Below are 20,034 nucleotides of genomic sequence, written 5' to 3' on the forward strand. Positions count from 1 at the left end.
TACTCCTACCCAATCACGGTTACTGGGATAGACAGTTTAGCTAACATGGAACGTACCCAGTCAGCGTCAGTCTTGGTGCAGTTACCAAATCCGTCTGAGCCACAGAAAAGCAAAGTAGCTTTACCATCAGACCCAATCTGCAACAGACCCGTATTAACCCAGCCATCACGCATCAACGAATAGTTGTCAAAACCGACCGAACCCTCAGCAGTATGCGGAAGGTCTAGGGTAAACCCAGTTAACGAGTCAATACCCTTTACGAATAGGTCAGAGTTGGAGAAAGTTCCGCCCTCTTTCATGGACAGGACTTGAGATTCTTCAAAGTGTTGAGGCGAACCCACAGTAACGAACGAAGTTACCTGGGAAAGTGGTTCTTTGAAAGAGGAATCTTTCAGAGTCGAGTCGTAAAGCAGGACAGGCTTGCCTGAAACAGTGGTCGCTTCCATCAAACTCGCCAAGTCATTACCCTTGACTAGGTAAGAACTGGTAAAACCTTGCGGATAGGCGTGCTTAGCCACGTCCAAAGCGGTCTGATACCGAGTCTGTCCCTTCAAAGGAATCGCCGAAAGGGCTTGCACTGACTTGTAATTGCAGGCAGCACCCACACAATACAAGTTGGTAGCCGACTCGGTGTACGAATTCTTCGGAATAGTGCCATCAGAATTCATCTGAATAATTGGGCTACCCTTGATATTAGCTTGGGTAATCAGAGTGTCTACCGGAGTAGATGTAAGGTACACGTTCCCAGTAGGTTGCTTACCGTGATAGATAGCATCGTTTACACTAACAGTATCCGCAGCTACCTGACCCGTAACCTTGGCTGCCGAAAATTTGGCAGTCTTTGCAGAGGTCGCAATCACCTGCTGCAAAGGCTCGACTTGCTGCCACTGAGAATTCTTAGAATCTACTATCAGCTTGACGCCATCTTGAAAGCTACCTACCGCAGCCGACTTAGCTACCTCCGAACGGTCAACTAAGTAAACTTTGGAATATCCCGGCATTATCGAGTGAGCCACATCAAAAGTGTCACTGCCTAAATGCTTAACGGTAGCGTTACCCTGTGGGGTATCCGTGGTGTTAGCTAGTGCAGGAGACGCCCCCGCTAAACCAGCTAACGACAACAATAACGTAGCTGAAGCCACGTACTTTAGATAACTCATACATTTACTCCAATCTTGAACATAGTGATGAGCAAACAAATAAAAAAATAAATAAAACTCCCCTATCAACCCGAATAGGGAGATAGGGGAGTAATATGGTATGAAATTTTAATCGCTTACGGGAACTCGAATCATATCAAAAGAACCGCACGCTGTTAAAAGACTACCTTTCCCAATCATAACACCGTTAGTATCAGGACGGAACCATGGACCATGTGTAGTAACTGCTGAAACACCACACGCGAAAGACTTGCCTGAACGACCAGCTTTCTCCACCCATTCCCAATGCCTATGGGACTGGAAATAATTGTCAGCCATATAATCAGCTAAATCGTTTATATCCATTTGTCCACTTGTGTTATCCAGACCATAATAAGAGTTTATACTCTCATACACTTTCGACCCTTTATAAGAAGGCATAACCTGTGTTACAATATTCTGGGGTAAATTAAAAAGATGTTCCATATACCCTGAAATAGCGTTAATACCTTGCTCGTCACGAGGCATACCCGAAGCCCATTCCCGATACTGGGCAATAAGTTCAGGGTTACGGTCAAGGTTCAAACGATACTCAGGTAAACGCTTCTGAATAGCATTCTCCAAAGCTACCTCAAACTCATCAATATGCGCCTGAATGTACAAGGCACGCTGCTGAACAGTCATAGCGCTCAAATCATCAGGAGACGGCGTATTAACGGTGTAACGCCAGTCTTTATTGAAAACAATTGTGTCTACACGGTAGTTGGTATTTCGGATAAGAGTCGTACCCCTTGGGTTAAGCCCCTGACTGTGTAAAAAGTTAATCACCTCTTCATTATGGACATCACGTGATGTACCATAAAACGCCGCTACACTAGTCCAATCATAGACTTCCGTGTATTCATTGAAATTCCAGCCCTGGAATGCTCCAGTACCGGCGAAAAGCGGGTTGATTTTGCCTGCCCAAGGTAAGCCGAGACCGTTGGTAGGTTTGGGTTGAGGTTTTAGGGTAAGGACGTTATCGGGTAACGCTCCAGGTCCGCCTAGGAAAGTGACGTGGGCGAGGTTCAAAGCGTTGATACGGTCATTACCATGCCCAGAGGGGTGTACCAAAAGAATCGGGGCGTCAGTCAAAGTACCGCCGACCACGGCGTCAATAAAGTTATCCGAACGCCCCACATACGCCCTTGTGAAACCGTTAGGGAAAGCCCGCTTCGCTAACAATTCAGCCGTCTCGAAACGGTCTTTACCCTGCACACGCTCCTTAGCAGACACATAGTTACAGGCTGCACCGATACAAACCCGTGCCGTGTCGGCAGGAAGACCCGCCACGCTGGGAACACGCCCGTCAGGGTAAGCCAAAACGATAGGCGCATCGGTCAAAGCGCCGGAAGCAACCGCGTCTACCCCATCAGGGGCTGCCACATACAAGTGATACAACGACTTACCATTGAAAGCCCGTCCGGCTATCAAAGCCGAGGTTTCCTGACGGTCTTTCCCGCCCATAACCCAAGACTGGGCACCAGGAATTTGGTAAGCGTTGATAGTAGAAGCGGGGAAGGCTTTGCCCAGGAAAATGATTTCTTTAGGGGAATACCCCTTCAGGGCTTGCAATGTGCGGGGATTTACCTGACCGAGAGGGGATAACAAGACCGGACCATCGGTAAGCTGACCCGCCACCAAGGCATCTACAGGAAGGTCACCACGGGCGATATAAACCGTGTTCTGATGACCCGTGAAAGTACGAGCCGCTATCTGTACCGCCGTATCATAACGGTCGATACCGCCGATACGGTCAGTGGCTGGGGCTGCGTAGGCCATGCTGACACCGGTGGTGGTGAGGGCTAGGCAGGTTAGCGTTGCTATTGTTTTTCGTTTCATGTGTTTGTGCTCCTTTCTTTGGTGCTGGTTTTCCCGTGTTGATAGGGAAAATTGGTTCTATTTTGTCATGGACTTGCTACTGGTGGGGCGGTTTGTTGGGTCTGGTTCTTAGTGTTACCTCTTGGTCACTTATAAGACAGAGACTAGTAGCGGTGTTTTTTGGGCGCGGGGTTTTGTCGTTCCGGTTTCCCGCTCTTTATTTGTTGTCAAGCAATCGCTTGGTAACAGTTTTTCTCTTGGACTGTTGTGGTTCGGGAGAACTTTTCTTCCGTGGTTACGGAAGAGGAAGGATTGAATATTATGACGATGACTAAGTTAGAAGTTATTGGTAATGGCTCTGTGTTATTCCTTGAGTCTGGTAGTGCTAGGGGCCGTAAGGAGTATGTTGATGGAGAGCCTACCGGGAGGTTAGAAAAGGATTCTGCAGGGCGGGAGTTGTATTGGACTAACGCTGCGGTGGATTTCAATGGACAAGACCTTGGTTCTGTCAGGGTTGTGTGTCCTGATGAGGAAGTGTTGAACCTTGGTATGGGTGAGAAACGGTTTTACCGTGAGGGCCGTTTGAGGGTATCAGCGGCTCGTGATTTCGGGTTGTCCGCGACTTTGTTTGTTAGCGAGTTCCTTGCTGATACTGATTTGTCGTTGTTTGACGATGATGAGAGCGAGAGCCTGAAATGAGCGAGTTCGTTAGCTGGATAGTTTGTGAGGCTAGGCATAGCTGGCAGATTACTGCCCTGTTAGGGTTGTGTGTCGTTGCTGGCGCGTTTAGCGTGTTCGGCTGGCTGGGTCTACTCGTGTCTATCACGGGGCTAGGCCTGGTAGCTGGATGGCTTTTCTCTTTTCCGGCTGCTCGTGAGGGACTTGCTCGGGCGGATTTGTTGATAGAAGCGGATAAGAACGTGTATCGAGTCGCTTTGATTGCGCAAGTGTTCGAGTCTTGTTTGCGTTCTTGTCTGGATTTATCGCCTTACGAGCCTGTGCCACGGTGGGAACAGCGTGTGTTACCGGAAGGTTTTTCTGCGTTGGTAGTGCTTACTCCTAGCCAGATTAAAACCGTGTTGGATAACTTACCTGCCGCGTTACAATCGCGTCTGGCTGGTCGGGTGTGTTTGTCTAGGGTGGAAGTTGTTCCTGACAGTGTGCCGGGAATGGCTATGGTCAAGGTATTCCTTGATGACCCGTTAGCTGGGACTAGGGGGGGTGAGCCTCCATGAGTGAGATTCCTTTATTGCTAGGTCGTGACCCTGACGGTAAGGACGTAAGGGCTGATTTAGCGGATGCTTATCACTGGTTGATTACCGGACGGACTCGTTCCGGGAAATCAGTAGCGCTGTACACGATTCTGGGTCAGCTCGCTGGTCGGGATGATGTCATAGTGGCGGGGGTTGACCCTTCCGGGATAGTGTTCAACGCGTTGGGTCAACAACTCGGCGGGAACTCGTGGAGGGTTCAGACCCTTCGTGAGGCTTCTCGCTGTTTGACGGTATTAACCGACCTGGTAGAAATGATGGACGCGAGGATTGATGATTTACTGGCTCTAGGGCTAGACAAATTTGATGATTTCTCGTTCTCTCGCCCACTGGTGTTAGTAGTGTTCGAGGAATATCCAGGAATGTTGGAAGCCTTGAAAGGACATGACCAGGCTAGCGGGGCAAAGCCAGGGGAAAGGATAGCTGGACGCTGCCAGTCAGCGATTCAACGCCTCGCCCTGGAAGGAGCGAAAGTCGGTTTCCGTCTCGTGGTGTGTTCCCAACGTGGGGACGCGTCTATCCTGACCGGGATTCTGCGTTCCCAACTAGCAGTGAAACTCACGTTCGCTCAGGACATAGACGGGGTGAATATGCTCCATCCTGGTTTAGACCCGGCACAAGCCGGCATGGTTTGCGGGTTCGAGCCCGGTCAAGGACTCATCGAGACCCCGAACCAGGGACTAACCATGTTCAAAGGCGATTTCCTGTCCTATACAGGTCTGAGAAGAATAGCGAGGAACACTAATGGTGTCTGATAGCCTTCCAGCCTTGCTCACTGAGAGAGAGGCCGCGCAATTCCTGCGGGTTCATCCCTCTACCCTGTGCCGGTGGGCGAAAACCAGTAACCCGCCTATCAAGCCCGTGTTCCTGACCCCGAAAATCCGCCGGTACCGCCGGTGTGATTTAGAACAATACGCCGGAATCCGGGCATAACTCAATAACCCCTGCAAGCAACCCCCGGCTCTGGGAAGGGTCGGGGGTTGCTAAACAGGAACAGGTTCATCATCATTCTTTTCAACCAGCAAAAATAACCAAGGAGAGCAAACATGGCAGTAGTGAAAACCCCTTCCGGGCGTTGGCGTGGAAAAGTCAAGCAAGGCCGCCTCACCCTGAAAACCAAAACCTTCAATACCCGCCGTGAAGCCGCCGCCTGGGTCGAACGCCAAAAAGCCATCCTCGACGGCGGTGTAGACCTCAAAGCTGGTAAACAAACCCTGGGATACTACCTCCCCGAATATCTTGAACAACGCCGCTATCAAGTAGCGCAAACCACCTATAACACCGACGTCATCAACGCCAACAAGATTACGCCGTGGCTTAAAGGTCGTTCCATCAGCGAAATCTCGCCCCTGGAAATCGAGCAATCCTTTATCGCCCTTACCAAAACCGGCCTGAAATGGACCTCCGTGAAACGCTACCGGGACTCGCTAAGAGCCGTATTCGCCTGGGCAATGCGACAAGGACTCGTGAAAAACAACCCCGTATCCACCGCGCAACTCCCCCGCCGCACAGACCCGCCCCACGAAATGCGCCCCTGGAGCATCGAAGAAGTAAACGAACGCTACGAAATCTGGCACCAACTCAACCCCACCAACGCCAAAATAGCCAAATTCCTCGCCCTGACCGGGCTGCGCTGGTCAGAAGCCCGTGCTCTAAGAGTCGGAGACGTCTCCTATGTCCCCTACCCCGCCGTAACCGTCCAACGCGCCCAACCCGAGGGAGTAGACCTCAAAACCACCAAATCAAACAAAACCCGCCTCGTGCCCCTCGCCAACGAACTCATCCCCTGGATAAAGACCCTCCAACAAGACAAGAAACCCGCAGACGCACTCCTCCCACCCATGCACCGCCACCGCTTCGTTGACTCCCTCGACTGGTATAACACCGCCCAAGGCCGCACCATCCACGACCTACGCCACACCGCCATCTGTATCTGGCTCGCGGCTGGAATAGACCTCGCCACCGTAAGAGCCTGGGCTGGACACGCCGACCTCACCACCACATCACGCTACACCCACTGGCTAGGAACCAAAGCCGACCAAACCTCCCTAGCCACCCTCAACCAAGCCATAAAAAACACCACCAGCCCCAGCCCCGTCACCAGCATCAGCGCAGTAAACGGGGGTACGCACGGGGTACGCGAAGTATGAAACACAATCATGTAACACAAAATCAAGCAGGCTACCACCTGCGAAAACAAACAGTCGGGGTGGCGGGATTTGAACCCGCGGCCTCTTCGTCCCGAACGAAGAATTTAGTTTCTGTGTGTGCTGTTGGGGGCAGGTTTGGGGGTGGTTGGTATAGCCATTGGTATAGCCATTTTTTGGTCAAGTTTGGTCAACGGCTTTTCGGGGGTTTGTAATTGCGATTCTTTGGGACCCCGCCGGTTACTTTTGTTACCTTGCGAAAAATCAGAATGTACTGATGATGAATGTTCTCCACGTAAGCGAAGGGATAGCCGTATGGCAGAAGAGACTTGTGGTTTTGCAGGAGAACTTTAACCCCTTGCAGAGTGATTCTTCCGCCGTCAGGCACCTCCACCCCATTAAGTCTCTGAATAAGATCCGAGTGAAAGCTAACGAATTCCGACTTATGCCTGAAATCTGAGACAACCATGCAAAGATACTTGCCAGTCCGAAGCGCGCGCGCCGAGGGCAACACGAAATCGGAAACGAGAACGTCCAGGAACTCTGCGTAATCAGAAACGTTCGCTAAATCCTTCGGATCGCTATCTGAGTAGTTGGTTGCTAAATCATTTGCCAACCGTTCCTTCTTGACCTTGTGATCCGCTCTCTTGTTGAGGATTGACCAATAGGGAGGACTTGTCACTACAAAATCTACACACTCCGGTTCAAGGTCCCATAGGGCTTCACGAGAGTCCTGATTGATGAACCGGTGCTCTGACGCTGCTCCTGCCGCAACTTCAACTTCAAGTCTCTCGATCGCTAAGTCGTGCCACTGCTTCTGCAGCTCAATACTGATCGCTTTGCGACCAATGACCGCGGCAGCTTTCGCGGTTGAACCGACACCCCCAAAGGGGTCAAGAACCGTCATTCCCTTTTTAGTGAAGAATGAAATCAATTGCGAGATGTCCTGGAACGAGAATGGTGCCGGGTGTTGCCTTTCGATTTGCGCATGTGGATGCTTGGTGCCGAGACCTTTCTGATAGGTAAAACTCTTCGTGAGAGGCATCCACTCAGAACCCGTCAAGTCATTCAACTTATTTCTGGGATCGACCTTGGGTGCCTCCTCAACAACCGATTTAGCCTTGGGTTCTTCCGCGAGTTCAGTGGGGTTCAATCGTCCCCCCAAAACTTTTTCTCGGCCTCTTTGCCGGTTGGTAGTCCCCAGGCTTCACGATGCCCCTGCCATAGTTCTGCTTTGGTCCAGCCGCGCTTATAAAATTCGGGCCACTGCTCGGTTGAGTCAGTGTATGCGAGTGGTTCTTTCGTTTCGGGGTCGAGAATATAGGTGCGGTATGGGGTTTCGGTTTCGGGGCCTTCGTATTCGACTCCGTAGGTGCCGGTTTCGTCCTCAACGCAGCAGTCGTAGTAGCCGTCGATGGTGTTGACGTTTTCGGTGATTTTTATTCCGGTGCCCTCTAGGTCTTGTGGTGGGGCCGCATATTTGCGATGCCCGAACTTGCCGTCATTCAGCCTGTCTTGTTTTCGCGGATCGAATCCCATGATCGTTTTCCTTTCCCTGGTTGGGCGTCTTGTGTTTTTGTTGTGTGCGGGGGTTAGACCCATGCCCAGCAAAGTTTCTGCATGGTTGTGCCGCTACTGTTTTTGTTGACGGTTTCCTCTTTCGTCTCGTTAGCGCTAGTAGCGTCGGTGTCGGTGATGTTCCATTGTGCGGGGCGGGTGGGGGTGGTTTTGCCCCAAACGTCTATCACCTCAGCCTCTACCGGGGGAGTCTCAACGTGGGGTGTCAGGTTTTCGCCTGGTTTAGGTTTAGCCCAATCCGGCGCACCCGCATACGGGTCAACCACGTCACCCGTACCTTCGGCTGTATCCGTGCCCCCCTCACCGTCACTATCCTCCCGGCCATCGTCAACCACGTCACCCCCAAAAGTGTCCTCCAGCCAACCCGTAGGGGCCGCCCCCAACTCGACCCCAACAAAACCAGTCGGCATCACCCACACCCTCGACATCGACAACTCACACTTAGACGAAACCGAAACCTCCCCACTATCCGGATCCTCCACCTCAACCACACGCACCCTCGGCTCAACACGGGCACGCACCACCGAACCAACCCGCACCCCCACCTCCAACATGGCAGGCAAATCACGCGACCACACCCAAACATCCACACTCGACACACTATTAGTCAACGTCGCAGAACAAATCGCCCCCCGAGGCTTCGCAATCACATCCCACCTAGTCACCACCCCAGGCACATCCACCCGCACACCACTCTTACCCCGTTCAGCCTCAGACAAACTCACCAACCCCACACCCCCAGGATTCTCACCCCTCCACCAGCGAGTCCACTTCCTAAACTCGTCAGCCAACCCCACCAACGGATTCACCCCCGTAGGAGTCTGCAAACGGGCAGTCTGCCGCGCATAACACTCCACCTCAGACCACTCCGTCACCGGAACCTCCAGGCCGGTACGTTTCAACGTGCGGCAAACCAAACAAATCCCGCGACGCGACCCATACTCATCCAACGCGCCAGCCTCAGCCAACGCCTGCACCTGCAACGTAGTCAAACCAGACTCAGCCACAAGCAGGCGCAATGACCCAAACCTGCCACCCAACTTTTCACGAGCCTGCACAATCTGTTCCGCAACCCCCAAACCAACACCCTTAATCTCACCCAACCCCAACAAAATACGGCCCCGAGAAGGCGACGCATCACGACCAGACAGGTTCACATCAGGAGCAACCACCGAAATGCCCTCACGCGCCAACTCGTCAATAATCGGACGCCGCTTATCCGCCCTCTCCGTCACCGCCAACAAGGCAGCCCCATACTCCACAGGCCAATTCGCCTTCAAAAACGCGGTCTGAAAAGACAACAGAGCATATGCGGCAGAATGCGACGCGTTAAACGAATACGCCGCCGAACCCTCAATCTGCTCCCACAAATTCCGGGCCGTAGACTCCCCATAGGCCAACTTCGGGCTACCGTCATCATCCCTGTCACGGATCGCGCCGGCAATAAACAGGTCCTTCAAAATCGGGAACTCCTCAACCTTCTTCTTCGAAATCGCTTTCCGCAAACGGTTAGTGTTCCCCGCCCCAAAACCAGCCACCACCTGACCAATCAACATGGCAGACTCCTGATACGGCATTAGCCCCAAAGTCGGGTCAAGAATCCGCGAAATATGTTCAACCTCCACCGGGTTATCGGTCAAATACGTGTAGTCGACTTTTTCGCGCCCGTTACGGCGTGCAGCAAACTTTTGGTCAATCCCCGCCGACAACGGGCCGGGACGGTTCAACGCGTTAATAGCCGTCAAATCCGCCCATCCTCTTGGCCCCACATCCATCGTCAACGTTTCACCGAGCTTGGATTCGAGCTGGAACACTCCCGCAGTTTTCCCCTCCGACAACATGCGCCAAGTATTCCGGTTACGTTCCGTATCATCGTCCGGGTCAGGAAACACCACCGTCTCACCGGTAGTATCCTCAATGTTTTTCACCGCTAAAGACATTACGTCAAGGTTACGCAACCCCAACAGGTCGAGTTTCAACAGGCCGGCGGCGTCGCATTCTCGCCCATCCCACACCGTGATACGCGGCGAGTCAGGATCGTCCCGGTTCACCCTTGTTGGCACAATCTGATCCAGGTCCGTGTCACAAATCAGTAGCCCAGACGCATGAATACCCTCCCCCCTAGCCAGGCCGTCGAACGATGCTGCTATCCGTATCAGCTGGTCGGCCTTATCTTTACCCAACCCTAAGAGCTGTTTACGGAAGTCGACTCCTGCCGGGTTGGACGGGTCGGTTAGGTCGGTGAGTTTAGGCCATTTGTGTTCCACCTGGGGGATAGTCCGGTTCAACCGGTTAGCTGCAACTTCAGGAATGTTTAGTAGTCTTGCCGCGTCCTTGATACAGGCCCTGGGTTTCATGGTGGATAGGGAGCCTATGCGGGCTACCCGGTTTTCGCCCCAACGGATACGGTGAAAAGCGTGCGCCTCCGGCAGCCTAGACTGTTCCACATCCACATCAATATCGGGCATACCTACACGGGTAGGGTCAAGGAACCGTTCAAACAGTAGATGGTGGCGTAGCGGGTCTATTCGGGTAATGTCCAGGACGTAGGCGACGATTGAGCCGCCTGCCGAGCCGCGTGCCGGCCCTATCGTAATCGGCTCCTTACGTTCACGGTCATCGGGTAGGGTGCCGTGGTTGCGGTAGGTTATCCAGTCTTGGGGCGTATAGTCGCTCCTAGCCCAACCGATAAAGTCTTGCACAATCAGGAAATATGAAGACAGGCCGAGCTGTTTAATCACCCGATACTCCCGATTCACCCTATCTTTCACATCCTGACTGGGGGCCTCCCCATATTTTTTGGCTACACCTTGCCGTACCAGTTCTTTGAGGTAACTGTTGGGGGTGTAGCCTTCCGGTACGGGAAACACCGGCAAATGTAGCCTGGTTTCACCCAAAATATTGTCTTCCACCATGTCGGCAACCGTCATAGTGTTTGTGCAAGCCTCCTGCCACCAGTCCTCACTATGCAGGGCGCGCATTTCTTCCTCGGTTTTCAACCAGTAGCCTTCCCCGTCGAACCGGAACCGGTCGGGGTTGTCCAGGTTGGCTTGCCCCGCTTTAGCGGTAGTGAGCGCTATCCAAGCATCATGCGAATCAGCATCTTCAGCATTACAGTAATGGGGGTCGTTGGTGGCTACACATTTCACCCCCAGACGGTTAGCCAAACTGACCGCTAACGGGAGGGCGGCTTGTTCTTTCGCAATACCGTGTTCCATGATTTCGACAAACACACGGTCGGTGCCGAAAATGTTTACAAGCCTGGTGAGGTTTTGTTCCGCCTGGGCTTGGAGTTTTTGGGGTGTGCGTGCTTCTATCGTGAAGATTTGTTGTAGGGCTTTCTGTTCTGCGTCCCAAGCCTCTATAAGACTGGCCGGGCTGTTTTCCCCCTTGGTGCGGTAATGTTCTTGCGCCTGACCCACCACCTGTTCGGTAGGTAGGTCGTCAGCCAGTTTGAGGGTTTCCCGCCACTGTTGAACCTGCTGGTCGAGGATAGTGCCGGTCTCGTTCTCATGCTCGTATGCCTCGACGATAAGTTCCATTAGCCGGTCGGCCTGAGTCTCGGACTGTATGGATGCTGCTAACGGCCCCATGACCGGCCCAGCCAAACAGCCGGTTAGACACACTATTCCTTCATGATACTGTTCGAGGAGACTGTAGTCGATGCGGGGTTTGATATAGAAACAGTTTTGGGCTTCGTCATGTATTTTTATGAGGTTTAGCCAGCCTTCATGAGTGGTGGCTAACAAAGTGAGGTGTTCGTAGCGTTTTTCGTGCAGTAGTCCGTCGTCGCCGGGGATACGGATCGTGTTTTTTTCGTGCCTGTCACCGATCGCGAGGTAGGCTTCCATTCCTGGTATCGGTTTGACGTCTTCTGCCTGGCAGGTTTGTACGAATTTCCAGATGCCGGATAGGTTGCCGTGGTCGGTTAGGGCTAGGGCGGTTTGCCCCATAGTTTTTGCTTTTTTCACGCCCTCAGAGATGCGGGTGTGTCCGTCCATGTATGAGGTTTCCATATGTACATGGAGGTGTGTGTATCCTGACATGGGGTTCACCGTGTGGGGGCAGGGCTACTTATTTGGGGCGGTTTTTTGGTGGTAGTGTTGGAGGTTTCCGAGTATCCACTGCACGATGGGTAGGGTTATTCCGTTGCCCCACATTTTGTGTAACCCTATGTAGCGGTCTGTTTGGGCAAGCCATCGTCTGGTTTTGGCCTTGGTCTGTGCCGTGGGATTCCCTGTGGCGGCCCGCCATTGGTTCCATATTTGTGTCCAATACGCAACCTGCACTGGTGTCGGGTCTGTGATTGTGAGGCCGTCCACCCAACAGTCCGGGAACCCTTGCAACCTAGACAACTCGACCTCGGTAAAATAGCGCAACCTCGACTGTCCGGCGGGTTTTATGAAAGTGCAGGGGGAAATATCCGGTTTGGTGGTGACGATGTTAGCCACGGTTGTGGCTTTCACAGTCTGGCGGGCGCTTGTCCCGACGGTTCGGTAGGCTTCATGCCTGCTTGGAGCGCCTGCATAAACCCGGCTGGAGCCTTGCGGGTCATTTTCTGCCAGAACCGGCATTCGGCTGGGGTCAAAAAGTATTTTTCCCGCGTCGTGTCCGTCAAAATCACAGACAAGGAAGATTCGATTGCGGGATTGGGGCACACCCCAAAATTTGGAGTCCACGGTACGCCAGGCAATCGAGAAGTCTTCTCCCAAAATGTACCCCACAGGGTCCCACTTCCATCCCGGAGGTTGAGGAACATGCACTCCAGGGGCCTTGACGCTGATAAAGGACTGCAAAACTTGCTGGAAGTCTCTGCCTTGGTTGGAGGACAAGGCACCGGTAACATTCTCCCAAATCTCGTATCTTGGCTGGAGTCCATTAGTGTGTTCCCTCACTTCTTTAGTGACCCGGATTTGTTGAAAAAATAGTGAAGATTTGTCTCCTTCGAGGCCGCCCCGTCTCCCCGCAACAGACAGGTTTTGGCACGGGGAACCCCCGGTAATCACATCTACCGGCGGAACAGCAGCACCATCAAGGTCAAAAATATTGCCCAAATGCTCCACTTCAGGAAGGTGAACGCTGGTGACTAATATCGGTAGGGGCTCGATTTCTGACGCCCACAACGGGGTGATGCCTACATTTTTGGCGGCGAGGGGAAACGCGCCCGAACCATCAAAAAGGGACCCCAACGTGAGGTTAGTCATTTCTTCGCACCCTTCGAGGCCGGGTCATGTTTCATTTTCCGAGACCGGATGTTTCTCGTTTTCCAACCCCGGTTTTCCCCCAACACCCACACCGTCGGCAACACAACCCCCACAAGCACATACAACACCCCGTAAGCCACCTGCACCGGGACAGGATTCAACCCAAAATAGCCCAAATAGGTGCCAGTAATCGCGAACACTCCCGCCGTGAACTGCACCACCATAATCCGGGACCACACCCGGGCCGGGTTTCCGAAAACCAGATGCCCCGCAAGCGTCCCCCCAGTCGTAAACATGAACGACAACAATAGGGCCTCTTCCGTGACAATGGACGGCAAGAATGGGGTGGCAGAAAAAGTTGCAGCCCCAGCAGCCAGTATGAATCCGATACCGATAAGGATTCTTGAAATAATCTTCGCGACGGTTTTCCCGACCTGCACGTTTTCCCCTCCTCCTACCGGTTTGGGATGACTGCTTTTGGTCTGGCCGGAAAAGAAAAAGGGCTGCTTTTTTGGTGATTGGCGGGGACAGGCGCCCCTAGTAGTATGAAGTTTCTACAACCTCTCAAAAAACAGGATCCCCTTTTTTCTTTTCCGGCCAGGGGCGTGTGAACAAAAAGAAACGGTTGGATGAAAAGGATCCGTCCCTTTTTGTTCACACCCAACACCGTGTGGGGGAAAAATCAAAACACTGGCCCATCCAACATAGTGAGCAAACTATCCACAGCCTGACCAGCATTATCAGCAACCACCACAATCTCTGCGTGAGGATGCCCCACCCCTTGTAGGGGAGGTAGTTGGTCGGCGTGAGACCCTAGGATTTATTCGTGGAGTATAAGGCGGACGACAATAAAGCCCCACACGGTGACTATCATAGAACAAAAAGGAGTCCCAAAATGGCCGACAGCAACAATAGCAAGCCCCCTAGTGTCGTGGAATATTACCCTAACGGTAGCCCACTGCTCGAAGAATGGCGCAACAAAAACGGGAAACTCCACCGGGAAGGCGGCCCCGCTCGCACCATCTACTACGGGAACGGGACACTACGACACGAAGACTGGTGCGAAAATGGAAAACTCCACCGGGAAGGCGACCCCGCCAGCATCACATACAACCTCAACGGCACAGTATCAGAAAAACAATGGTGGCAGAATGGTAGACGCCACCGTACAGACGGGCCAGCCTGGGTGTACTACAACCCAGACGGCAACATCAAAACCGAAACCTGGTGGCAGAACGGGGAAGAAATCACCCCACCCCAAAAGCCAGCCCCCACACGGTGACCGATACAGAAAAACATCAAAAAAGGAGCCCCCGTCATGGTCACCAACACTACTAACCGTAGCCGTCAACCCAAAGGCACCAGCAAAGGCGACCAGTTCGCGCCAGAACAACACACCACAGCCCCCCACGATTTAGACAATAGTAGCGACACGCCTAGCACTGTTATTCACGCCCCGGAATGGTACGTCGAAACCGAACAATGGCACAACAAAAACGGGGAACTCCACCGCGACAACGCCCCCGCACAAATCCACTACAACCACGACGGAACCGTTAAAGCCGAAGAATGGTGGCAAAACGGACACCGCCACCGTACCGACGGGCCAGCCACCACCGCCTATTACAACGACGGCAGCCCCATGTCCGAAGAATACTGGCAAAACGGGGAACTCGACCGTACAGACGGTCCCGCCCTCACCAACTACTACGAAAACGGAACAATCAAAAAAGAAGAATGGTGCCGCAACGGGAAGCTCCATCGTACCGACGGCCCCGCATACGTCGGATATGACCCAGACGGGACAGTCGAAGTCGAACAATGGCGACAAAACGGGCACCTGCACCGTACAGACAAACCCGCCCTCATCCGCTACAGGACAGACGGCACCATCAGTGAAGAATCTTGGTATCAGCGTGGAAAAATACACCGTAGCGACGGTCCAGCCATCATCCATTACCGTAAAAACGACAGCACCGAATTTGAAGCCTGGTGGAAAAACGGGGACCCCCACCGTGACGACGGTCCGGCCGCCACCTACTATCACCCAAACGGTAGTATCGGAACCGAACAGTGGCGGCTAGACGGACGCCGACACCGCAACAATAAACCCGCCTACATCGAATATGAGCCGGACGGAAAAATTAGCCACACATCGTGGTACCAGCACGGCTACCTCCACCGAACCAACGCACCCGCCTCCACTTATTATTGGCCAAACGGAGCCACCAAGTCCGAACAATGGTGCCAAAACGGACTAACACATCGGACAGGCGCCCCAGCCTGTACAACCTACCGGAAAGATGGTGCTATCGAATCCGAAGAATGGTACCAGCATGGGGATCTGCACCGCGATGATGGCCCCGCCTTCATCTACTACCGCCCAGACGGAAGTATCGAATCTGAAGAATGGTATCAGGACGGGCTAGAACACCGCACCGACGGGCCAGCCAGCATAGACTACAACCCTGACGGCTCCGTCGAATCCGAGCAATGGTGGCAACACGGAGAAAAAATCACCCCACCCAAAAACTAACCACCCTCAGAAAAGGAGCCCCCAAATGGCCACCAATATCAACAACCGCAACCGCCAACCCAAAGGCACCAGCAAAGGCGGACAGTTCGCCCCAGAAACCCACACAGCCGCCCCAAACGACTTGGAGACAGGCGAGCAACCCAGTATCATAAGCTACTACCCCAATGGCAACCCAAAACTCGAACTATGGCGCGACAGCAACGGTGACCTAGGCCGGACAGACGGCCCCGCACGCATCGAATACCGGCCAGACGGAACTATCAAACACGAAGAATGGTGGCAAGATGACCAACGCCACCGTATCGACGGTCCAGCCTGGATAGACTATTACGAAGACGGAAACATCGGATACGAAGAATGGTGTCAAAACGGACACCTACATCGCGAGGATGGTCCAGCCAGTATCAGATATTACGAAGACGGAAACATCGAACGTGAAGAATGGTGGCAAAGTGGAGGGTGCCACCGTGACGATGGCCCCGCCCAAATCCTTTACTACGAGAATGGGACACTGCGACACGAAAACTGGTGCAGAAACGGGAAGTACCATCGTGATGACGGACCAGCCTACACAACCTACTTCGAGGACGGCACAGTCAAAGAAGAAATATGGTACAAGAACAGGGAAGAACACCGCGAAGACGGCCCAGCCTACATATCCTACAACCCCAACGGCACCATCAAGCGCGAAGAATATTGGCAGAACGGGGAACAAATCATCCCGGCCGACACACAAAAACATTAACACTCCCTACGGATGAATCCGGGGGATTCTCGCTTTAACGACCACGCCCCGAAAACCGCAGCAGGGCAACCAAAACTGTCAGTTCGCTACCGCTATCCACAAATATCGCTTTTGTTCTTATTGGTCTAGCCAGTCGCGTAAATCGTCGGCCTGTATCCCGACACTCTTCGCACTCTACCTATTTAGTGAGGTTTTTTGTTTTCCGAGGCTGTGTGTTTCTCGTTTTCCAGCCCCTAGTTTCCCCGAACACCCAAACCGTGTGAGGGAAAAATCAAAACACGGGACCATCCAATATAGTGAGTAGGCTATCCACCGCCTGACCAGCAGTGTCAGCAACTTTTACTAGCCGGTTGCGGTCGGCAAGTTCACGCCCCCAACTGGTTGTTTCGTAAACAGGGCGCATCAACACCACCGGACGCGCCTCTACCATCGCGGCCTTCGCCTGGTGCCTAGTGCCTGAGCTTTCGCTGGCGCACACGATAATGTTGCCTGCTCCGTAACCGTTCATGGTGATGTTGCGTGTCGGGAACGAGCTACGGGACGGTTTAGCGCCAGGCCAAAACTGGGACACCACAAGCCCCCGAGCCTCTATAGTTTCCTGCAGCCTCACATTTTCGGGAGGATAATAATAGTCAACACCGTTGCCTACAACCGCCACGGTGCGTCCCCTCACCGTCAACGCCTCCCTATGCGCAGCACGGTCTACACCCCTGGCTAGGCCGCTAACCACGGTTAGGCGTTCAGCGGCGAGCCGTCGGGTGATTAGGCGCGCAACTTCCAAATCTTGTGTGCTAGCATCACGTGACCCGATTATGCACACCCCTAGGTCGTCGGGGACTATTTTGCCGCGCGTAAACAGTATTAGCGGGAAAGTGCGGGTTTTTCGCAGCCGGGCAGGATATTTAGCATCGAACCAGGGCAGGACGGTTGTCCCGCCTGTTTGCCAGGTTCCTATATCGGACACGGCACAGTCGAGGTGTGTGGCGGCTTTGGGGTCGTCGCGAATAATCTGGGTGGGCATGGCAGTAGTGGCCTGCTGCCGTACCCAAGACTGACTATGCTGCCCATATCGCAGTAGAGCAACCAAAGCCACCAGTTCGCTACCGTTATCCACTGGTGTCGCCTTACTGGTCTAGCTGGTCGTGCAACACGTCAACCTGTGCCACAACACTACCCACAATCAAACGCGACATGTCCTGCGCCCAATCAACATACTCCCCCCACTCGCAAGTTTTCGCCTTTTCCAAGAACACGAGCGGGGAAGGGAAACCGAATCTGGTTTCGAAAGACTCCCCACGACAGGTTTTCAGCCTACTAACAGACACCATTTCTACAACCGTGAGGAGCCAATACATGGCCTCATATGAGGTGTCTACCCATCGGCGGGTTTCACGCCTAGACGCACCAACGTTTAATCCTGACGCTGCCAAAATTTGGCGGCAACAGTTCCGCATAGCGAAACGCTCCGGGAAAGGCAGCCGCTCAGGTATAGCAACACCCTCTTCAGCCAATTGTTGCGTGGCTAAACGTAGCGTGTTGGAAAGGATACGCATCCCTTCGATAGCCCTGTCAAGACTAGCCTGCCTAGGTGTTTGCCGTTCGTGTTGCAACAATACTCCCACCCTTTTCTCCCTGTCACATTTCGTGTAGCCAATACAGGCGTTTCTCCGGGACACCATATTTTTCACTCAACTCTCGAACATGCACGGTGGAGGGTTCACCCCGGCCCTGTAGTTTAGTCATTCCCGAACCGCCAGTTCGCCACTATCTTGCTCGTCGAGGTCCGTATCAGTCGCACCGTACTGTTTTTGTAGAAACCGGCCACCGCCAAGGCCTTTACCTTTGTGTAGGTTTCCTTGTTTGTCTTGTACCGTCATAACAACTCCTAGCGGCTACTGTTTTTCTGAATATCAACGTGTGGGGTGTGTCGAGGGGGCGGTGCCCTGTAAAACACCACCCCCCAACAAGAAAACTAGGTTAGTTTTTCTCTTGTTCGTCTTCTTGGGTGTCGTCGTCCGCGACCCCGAAGCTCTCTAAGATACCGTCTGCCATTTTTTGCGCCCAAGCCTTGTATTCTTCCGGGGTGCAGTTTTTGGCTTTGTCCAAGAACACCCGCAGGAACGGAGACGCCTTCCATCCATCTTCATGTTCACGGAATTCTTCAGGAAATTTACTATAGGCTAGCCGTATCGCAAGAGCGGAAAAAGTATTCATCGCACAGGTAGCCGCGTACTCCCATTCTTGCTTTTCCTGTTTCGATGCTCCTTTGTAAAAGCCATGCTCTTTGAGGAGACGACGACAGTAAGCATTTGCCATAAATTCGTCTATGGGTAAACAGTCCGGCAACATGTCTAACGCTGCCTCTTCCGCGGTGCTGCCGTAAGGGCAATCTTCCAGCCCGTCTGTTGCCTTGAATAGCGCATCCCCAAAAAGAAGCATCCCTTTGGTAGCTAGACTGATGTTGGATTCTTGTGGCATAACATCCTCCTTGCAGATGTTGTTAGTCTGGTTAGTTTGTTGCCCAATCTTTGTGTGCGGGGACAAACCATCCGTCTCACGTGACTAGCCTGCTTATCGGGGCTGCATCCACTGTGGTGTGTTAGAACGGGCCGGCATCCGGATCCAGGTCTGGGACCGTCGCCGGGTTCTCAGGCGTATACCGGTCACCGTTCACGGCATATACTGTTTCGGTAACTTTCCCGGTTTCGGGGTTGTAACAGATTCTCGCCGGAAGACCATCGCCACGGTTGAGGCTGCCGTCCGGGGCCAACCATTTTTCGGATACTTTCGCCTTACGCTCCCCGCCATCCTCGCTCGCTACGGTCACATACTCAACATAGTTGGGGGCGTCATTGTCACGCACATAAGGGGTTCCCGCCCGGTCTATCCAACTCTCCGTATAACGCCCGTCCTGGTTATGGTAAATGTTGTTCGGGCTGTCATCTTCCCGCCGCACATACTCACCAGTCTCAGGGTCACGCCAGTCTTGAACCGTGAACACGGACGAACTTTTTTCGCTACGAATCTCCGTAACCATCGTAGGAACAGACTGCGGCTGGGGTGTGTGCCAGATTAGTTGGGTGGCCTCCACGCCGTCGGAGCCTCCCCATTTTTCTTCCTCCGGCAACCCGTCAGGCCGCCACCATTCCCCATGTTTGCGATACTCCCTACGCGCCAAACCGCCCTGTTGGGTGTAGACAGTTAACGCGGGGCCTTCAAGATTATGCAACCGCCCCTCAACATCATGATGCGTCATGATACGCCCCCCAGTCTTAGGGTCGGTAGTGAGGTTGATGGTTTCCCCAGTCTCGTCATCAATCCAGATTGTGCCGTCCGGACCAGACAGAACATCCTGTAACGGGTCCGTGGCGGGAATATCGAACCTGGGATCATGTAACTGCCCGTTTTTGAACATGGGGGGTGTTGGTAGACTGTTTAACGTGGCAGGTTCGTCGAGGTCGTTCGACGCTACTTTCTGGGGTTTTGAAGTGAATCGTCCGCCTTCAACAGTCCCGGCGGGGGCATGATTATTCCCCAACACGTCTGTACTCATA

20 protein-coding genes are annotated in these 20,034 nt (G+C 53.2%); 8 read left to right on the forward strand and 12 right to left on the reverse strand.

The annotated features are described in order from the left end of the window. Nucleotides 1–5: 5 nt before the first annotated feature. Nucleotides 6–1,160, reverse strand: coding sequence for a cell wall-binding repeat-containing protein (locus Q0V70_RS06655; protein WP_297589887.1), 1,155 nt, complete (start codon nt 1,158–1,160; stop codon nt 6–8). A 108-nt stretch (nt 1,161–1,268) separates the two neighbouring features. Beyond that, complete coding sequence (locus tag Q0V70_RS06660) at nt 1,269–3,020, reverse strand: cell wall-binding repeat-containing protein (RefSeq protein ID WP_297589890.1); 1,752 nt, start codon at nt 3,018–3,020, stop codon at nt 1,269–1,271. 300 nt (nt 3,021–3,320) lie between these two features. On the opposite strand from Q0V70_RS06660, the gene Q0V70_RS06665 reads away from it, so the two are divergent. From Q0V70_RS06665 to Q0V70_RS06685, 5 genes are all read left to right on the forward strand, one after another. Next, nucleotides 3,321–3,698, forward strand: a complete 378-nt coding sequence (locus Q0V70_RS06665; protein ID WP_297589893.1) for a hypothetical protein — start codon at nt 3,321–3,323, stop codon at nt 3,696–3,698. Then, a complete protein-coding gene (locus tag Q0V70_RS06670) occupies nt 3,695–4,234 on the forward strand; it encodes a hypothetical protein (RefSeq protein ID WP_297589896.1) in 540 nt (179 codons plus the stop codon). The genes Q0V70_RS06665 and Q0V70_RS06670 overlap by 4 nt, the downstream gene beginning before the upstream one ends. Further along, the gene (locus tag Q0V70_RS06675) at nt 4,231–5,025 is read left to right on the forward strand and encodes an FtsK/SpoIIIE domain-containing protein (RefSeq protein ID WP_297589899.1); all 795 of its coding nucleotides are present in this window, start codon (nt 4,231–4,233) and stop codon (nt 5,023–5,025) included. Before Q0V70_RS06670 ends, Q0V70_RS06675 begins: the two co-directional genes overlap by 4 nt. Next, nucleotides 5,015–5,203 carry an AlpA family transcriptional regulator gene (locus Q0V70_RS06680; protein WP_297589902.1) on the forward strand — a complete coding sequence of 63 codons (189 nt, stop codon included), beginning with the start codon at nt 5,015–5,017 and terminating at the stop codon, nt 5,201–5,203. Before Q0V70_RS06675 ends, Q0V70_RS06680 begins: the two co-directional genes overlap by 11 nt. Nucleotides 5,204–5,316: 113 nt before the next feature. After that, nucleotides 5,317–6,420, forward strand: coding sequence for a tyrosine-type recombinase/integrase (locus tag Q0V70_RS06685; RefSeq protein ID WP_297589905.1), 1,104 nt, complete (start codon nt 5,317–5,319; stop codon nt 6,418–6,420). Between the two features lie 187 nt (nt 6,421–6,607). On the opposite strand, the gene Q0V70_RS06690 is transcribed toward Q0V70_RS06685, so the two are convergent. Genes Q0V70_RS06690 through Q0V70_RS06710 form a run of 5 tightly spaced genes read right to left on the reverse strand, consistent with a single transcriptional unit; the run spans nt 6,608 to nt 13,639 of the window. Beyond that, nucleotides 6,608–7,570: a DNA methyltransferase gene (locus Q0V70_RS06690; protein ID WP_297589908.1), complete on the reverse strand. Its 963-nt coding sequence runs from the start codon at nt 7,568–7,570 to the stop codon at nt 6,608–6,610. Continuing rightward, a complete protein-coding gene (locus Q0V70_RS06695; protein ID WP_297589910.1) occupies nt 7,567–7,956 on the reverse strand; it encodes a hypothetical protein in 390 nt (129 codons plus the stop codon). The genes Q0V70_RS06690 and Q0V70_RS06695 overlap by 4 nt, the downstream gene beginning before the upstream one ends. Before the next feature lie 53 nt (nt 7,957–8,009). After that, a complete protein-coding gene (locus tag Q0V70_RS06700; protein WP_297589912.1) occupies nt 8,010–12,041 on the reverse strand; it encodes a DNA polymerase III subunit alpha in 4,032 nt (1,343 codons plus the stop codon). Nucleotides 12,042–12,065: 24 nt separating this feature from the next. Then, nucleotides 12,066–13,199 (reverse strand): DNA cytosine methyltransferase, encoded by a 1,134-nt coding sequence (locus Q0V70_RS06705; protein WP_297589914.1) that lies wholly within the window; start codon nt 13,197–13,199, stop codon nt 12,066–12,068. Beyond that, nucleotides 13,196–13,639, reverse strand: a complete 444-nt coding sequence (locus Q0V70_RS06710) for a hypothetical protein (RefSeq protein ID WP_297589916.1) — start codon at nt 13,637–13,639, stop codon at nt 13,196–13,198. The genes Q0V70_RS06705 and Q0V70_RS06710 overlap by 4 nt, the downstream gene beginning before the upstream one ends. Nucleotides 13,640–14,094: 455 nt before the next feature. On the opposite strand from Q0V70_RS06710, the gene Q0V70_RS06715 reads away from it, so the two are divergent. Genes Q0V70_RS06715 through Q0V70_RS06725 form a run of 3 tightly spaced genes read left to right on the forward strand, consistent with a single transcriptional unit; the run spans nt 14,095 to nt 16,480 of the window. Continuing rightward, on the forward strand, nt 14,095–14,481 hold the full coding sequence (locus Q0V70_RS06715) for a toxin-antitoxin system YwqK family antitoxin (protein WP_297589918.1): 387 nt from the start codon (nt 14,095–14,097) through the stop codon (nt 14,479–14,481). A 36-nt stretch (nt 14,482–14,517) separates the two neighbouring features. Continuing rightward, complete coding sequence (locus Q0V70_RS06720) at nt 14,518–15,735, forward strand: toxin-antitoxin system YwqK family antitoxin (protein WP_297589920.1); 1,218 nt, start codon at nt 14,518–14,520, stop codon at nt 15,733–15,735. A gap of 25 nt (nt 15,736–15,760) precedes the next feature. Further along, nucleotides 15,761–16,480 carry a toxin-antitoxin system YwqK family antitoxin gene (locus tag Q0V70_RS06725; protein WP_297589923.1) on the forward strand — a complete coding sequence of 240 codons (720 nt, stop codon included), beginning with the start codon at nt 15,761–15,763 and terminating at the stop codon, nt 16,478–16,480. 271 nt (nt 16,481–16,751) lie between these two features. Here Q0V70_RS06725 and Q0V70_RS06730 read toward each other — a convergent pair whose 3' ends face one another. From Q0V70_RS06730 to Q0V70_RS06750, 5 genes are all read right to left on the reverse strand, one after another. Further along, nucleotides 16,752–17,594 (reverse strand): DNA-processing protein DprA, encoded by an 843-nt coding sequence (locus tag Q0V70_RS06730; protein ID WP_297589925.1) that lies wholly within the window; start codon nt 17,592–17,594, stop codon nt 16,752–16,754. Between the two features lie 10 nt (nt 17,595–17,604). Next, nucleotides 17,605–18,033 carry a hypothetical protein gene (locus tag Q0V70_RS06735; RefSeq protein WP_297589927.1) on the reverse strand — a complete coding sequence of 143 codons (429 nt, stop codon included), beginning with the start codon at nt 18,031–18,033 and terminating at the stop codon, nt 17,605–17,607. Between the two features lie 186 nt (nt 18,034–18,219). Beyond that, nucleotides 18,220–18,357: a hypothetical protein gene (locus Q0V70_RS06740; protein ID WP_297589929.1), complete on the reverse strand. Its 138-nt coding sequence runs from the start codon at nt 18,355–18,357 to the stop codon at nt 18,220–18,222. Between the two features lie 100 nt (nt 18,358–18,457). Continuing rightward, the gene (locus Q0V70_RS06745; protein ID WP_297589932.1) at nt 18,458–18,958 is read right to left on the reverse strand and encodes a hypothetical protein; all 501 of its coding nucleotides are present in this window, start codon (nt 18,956–18,958) and stop codon (nt 18,458–18,460) included. Between the two features lie 121 nt (nt 18,959–19,079). Continuing rightward, nucleotides 19,080–20,033: a hypothetical protein gene (locus tag Q0V70_RS06750; RefSeq protein WP_297589934.1), complete on the reverse strand. Its 954-nt coding sequence runs from the start codon at nt 20,031–20,033 to the stop codon at nt 19,080–19,082. Nucleotide 20,034 lies beyond the last annotated feature (1 nt).

The sequence above is a fragment of the uncultured Mobiluncus sp. genome (genome assembly GCF_947087965.1).
Lineage (GTDB): Bacteria > Actinomycetota > Actinomycetes > Actinomycetales > Actinomycetaceae > Mobiluncus.

What these genes read in the sequence shown, in the direction of transcription:
- Q0V70_RS06740 (WP_297589929.1), bottom strand. Translation starts at nt 18,357, where the DNA reads ATGACGGTACAAGACAAACAAGGAAACCTACACAAAGGTAAAGGCCTT.
- Q0V70_RS06655 (WP_297589887.1), bottom strand. Translation starts at nt 1,160, where the DNA reads ATGAGTTATCTAAAGTACGTGGCTTCAGCTACGTTATTGTTGTCGTTA.
- Q0V70_RS06725 (WP_297589923.1), top strand. Translation starts at nt 15,761, where the DNA reads ATGGCCACCAATATCAACAACCGCAACCGCCAACCCAAAGGCACCAGC.
- Q0V70_RS06660 (WP_297589890.1), bottom strand. Translation starts at nt 3,020, where the DNA reads ATGAAACGAAAAACAATAGCAACGCTAACCTGCCTAGCCCTCACCACC.
- Q0V70_RS06750 (WP_297589934.1), bottom strand. Translation starts at nt 20,033, where the DNA reads ATGAGTACAGACGTGTTGGGGAATAATCATGCCCCCGCCGGGACTGTT.
- Q0V70_RS06685 (WP_297589905.1), top strand. Translation starts at nt 5,317, where the DNA reads ATGGCAGTAGTGAAAACCCCTTCCGGGCGTTGGCGTGGAAAAGTCAAG.
- Q0V70_RS06680 (WP_297589902.1), top strand. Translation starts at nt 5,015, where the DNA reads ATGGTGTCTGATAGCCTTCCAGCCTTGCTCACTGAGAGAGAGGCCGCG.
- Q0V70_RS06700 (WP_297589912.1), bottom strand. Translation starts at nt 12,041, where the DNA reads ATGTCAGGATACACACACCTCCATGTACATATGGAAACCTCATACATG.
- Q0V70_RS06670 (WP_297589896.1), top strand. Translation starts at nt 3,695, where the DNA reads ATGAGCGAGTTCGTTAGCTGGATAGTTTGTGAGGCTAGGCATAGCTGG.
- Q0V70_RS06715 (WP_297589918.1), top strand. Translation starts at nt 14,095, where the DNA reads ATGGCCGACAGCAACAATAGCAAGCCCCCTAGTGTCGTGGAATATTAC.
- Q0V70_RS06705 (WP_297589914.1), bottom strand. Translation starts at nt 13,199, where the DNA reads ATGACTAACCTCACGTTGGGGTCCCTTTTTGATGGTTCGGGCGCGTTT.
- Q0V70_RS06745 (WP_297589932.1), bottom strand. Translation starts at nt 18,958, where the DNA reads ATGCCACAAGAATCCAACATCAGTCTAGCTACCAAAGGGATGCTTCTT.
- Q0V70_RS06720 (WP_297589920.1), top strand. Translation starts at nt 14,518, where the DNA reads ATGGTCACCAACACTACTAACCGTAGCCGTCAACCCAAAGGCACCAGC.
- Q0V70_RS06665 (WP_297589893.1), top strand. Translation starts at nt 3,321, where the DNA reads ATGACGATGACTAAGTTAGAAGTTATTGGTAATGGCTCTGTGTTATTC.
- Q0V70_RS06675 (WP_297589899.1), top strand. Translation starts at nt 4,231, where the DNA reads ATGAGTGAGATTCCTTTATTGCTAGGTCGTGACCCTGACGGTAAGGAC.
- Q0V70_RS06695 (WP_297589910.1), bottom strand. Translation starts at nt 7,956, where the DNA reads ATGGGATTCGATCCGCGAAAACAAGACAGGCTGAATGACGGCAAGTTC.
- Q0V70_RS06735 (WP_297589927.1), bottom strand. Translation starts at nt 18,033, where the DNA reads ATGCGTATCCTTTCCAACACGCTACGTTTAGCCACGCAACAATTGGCT.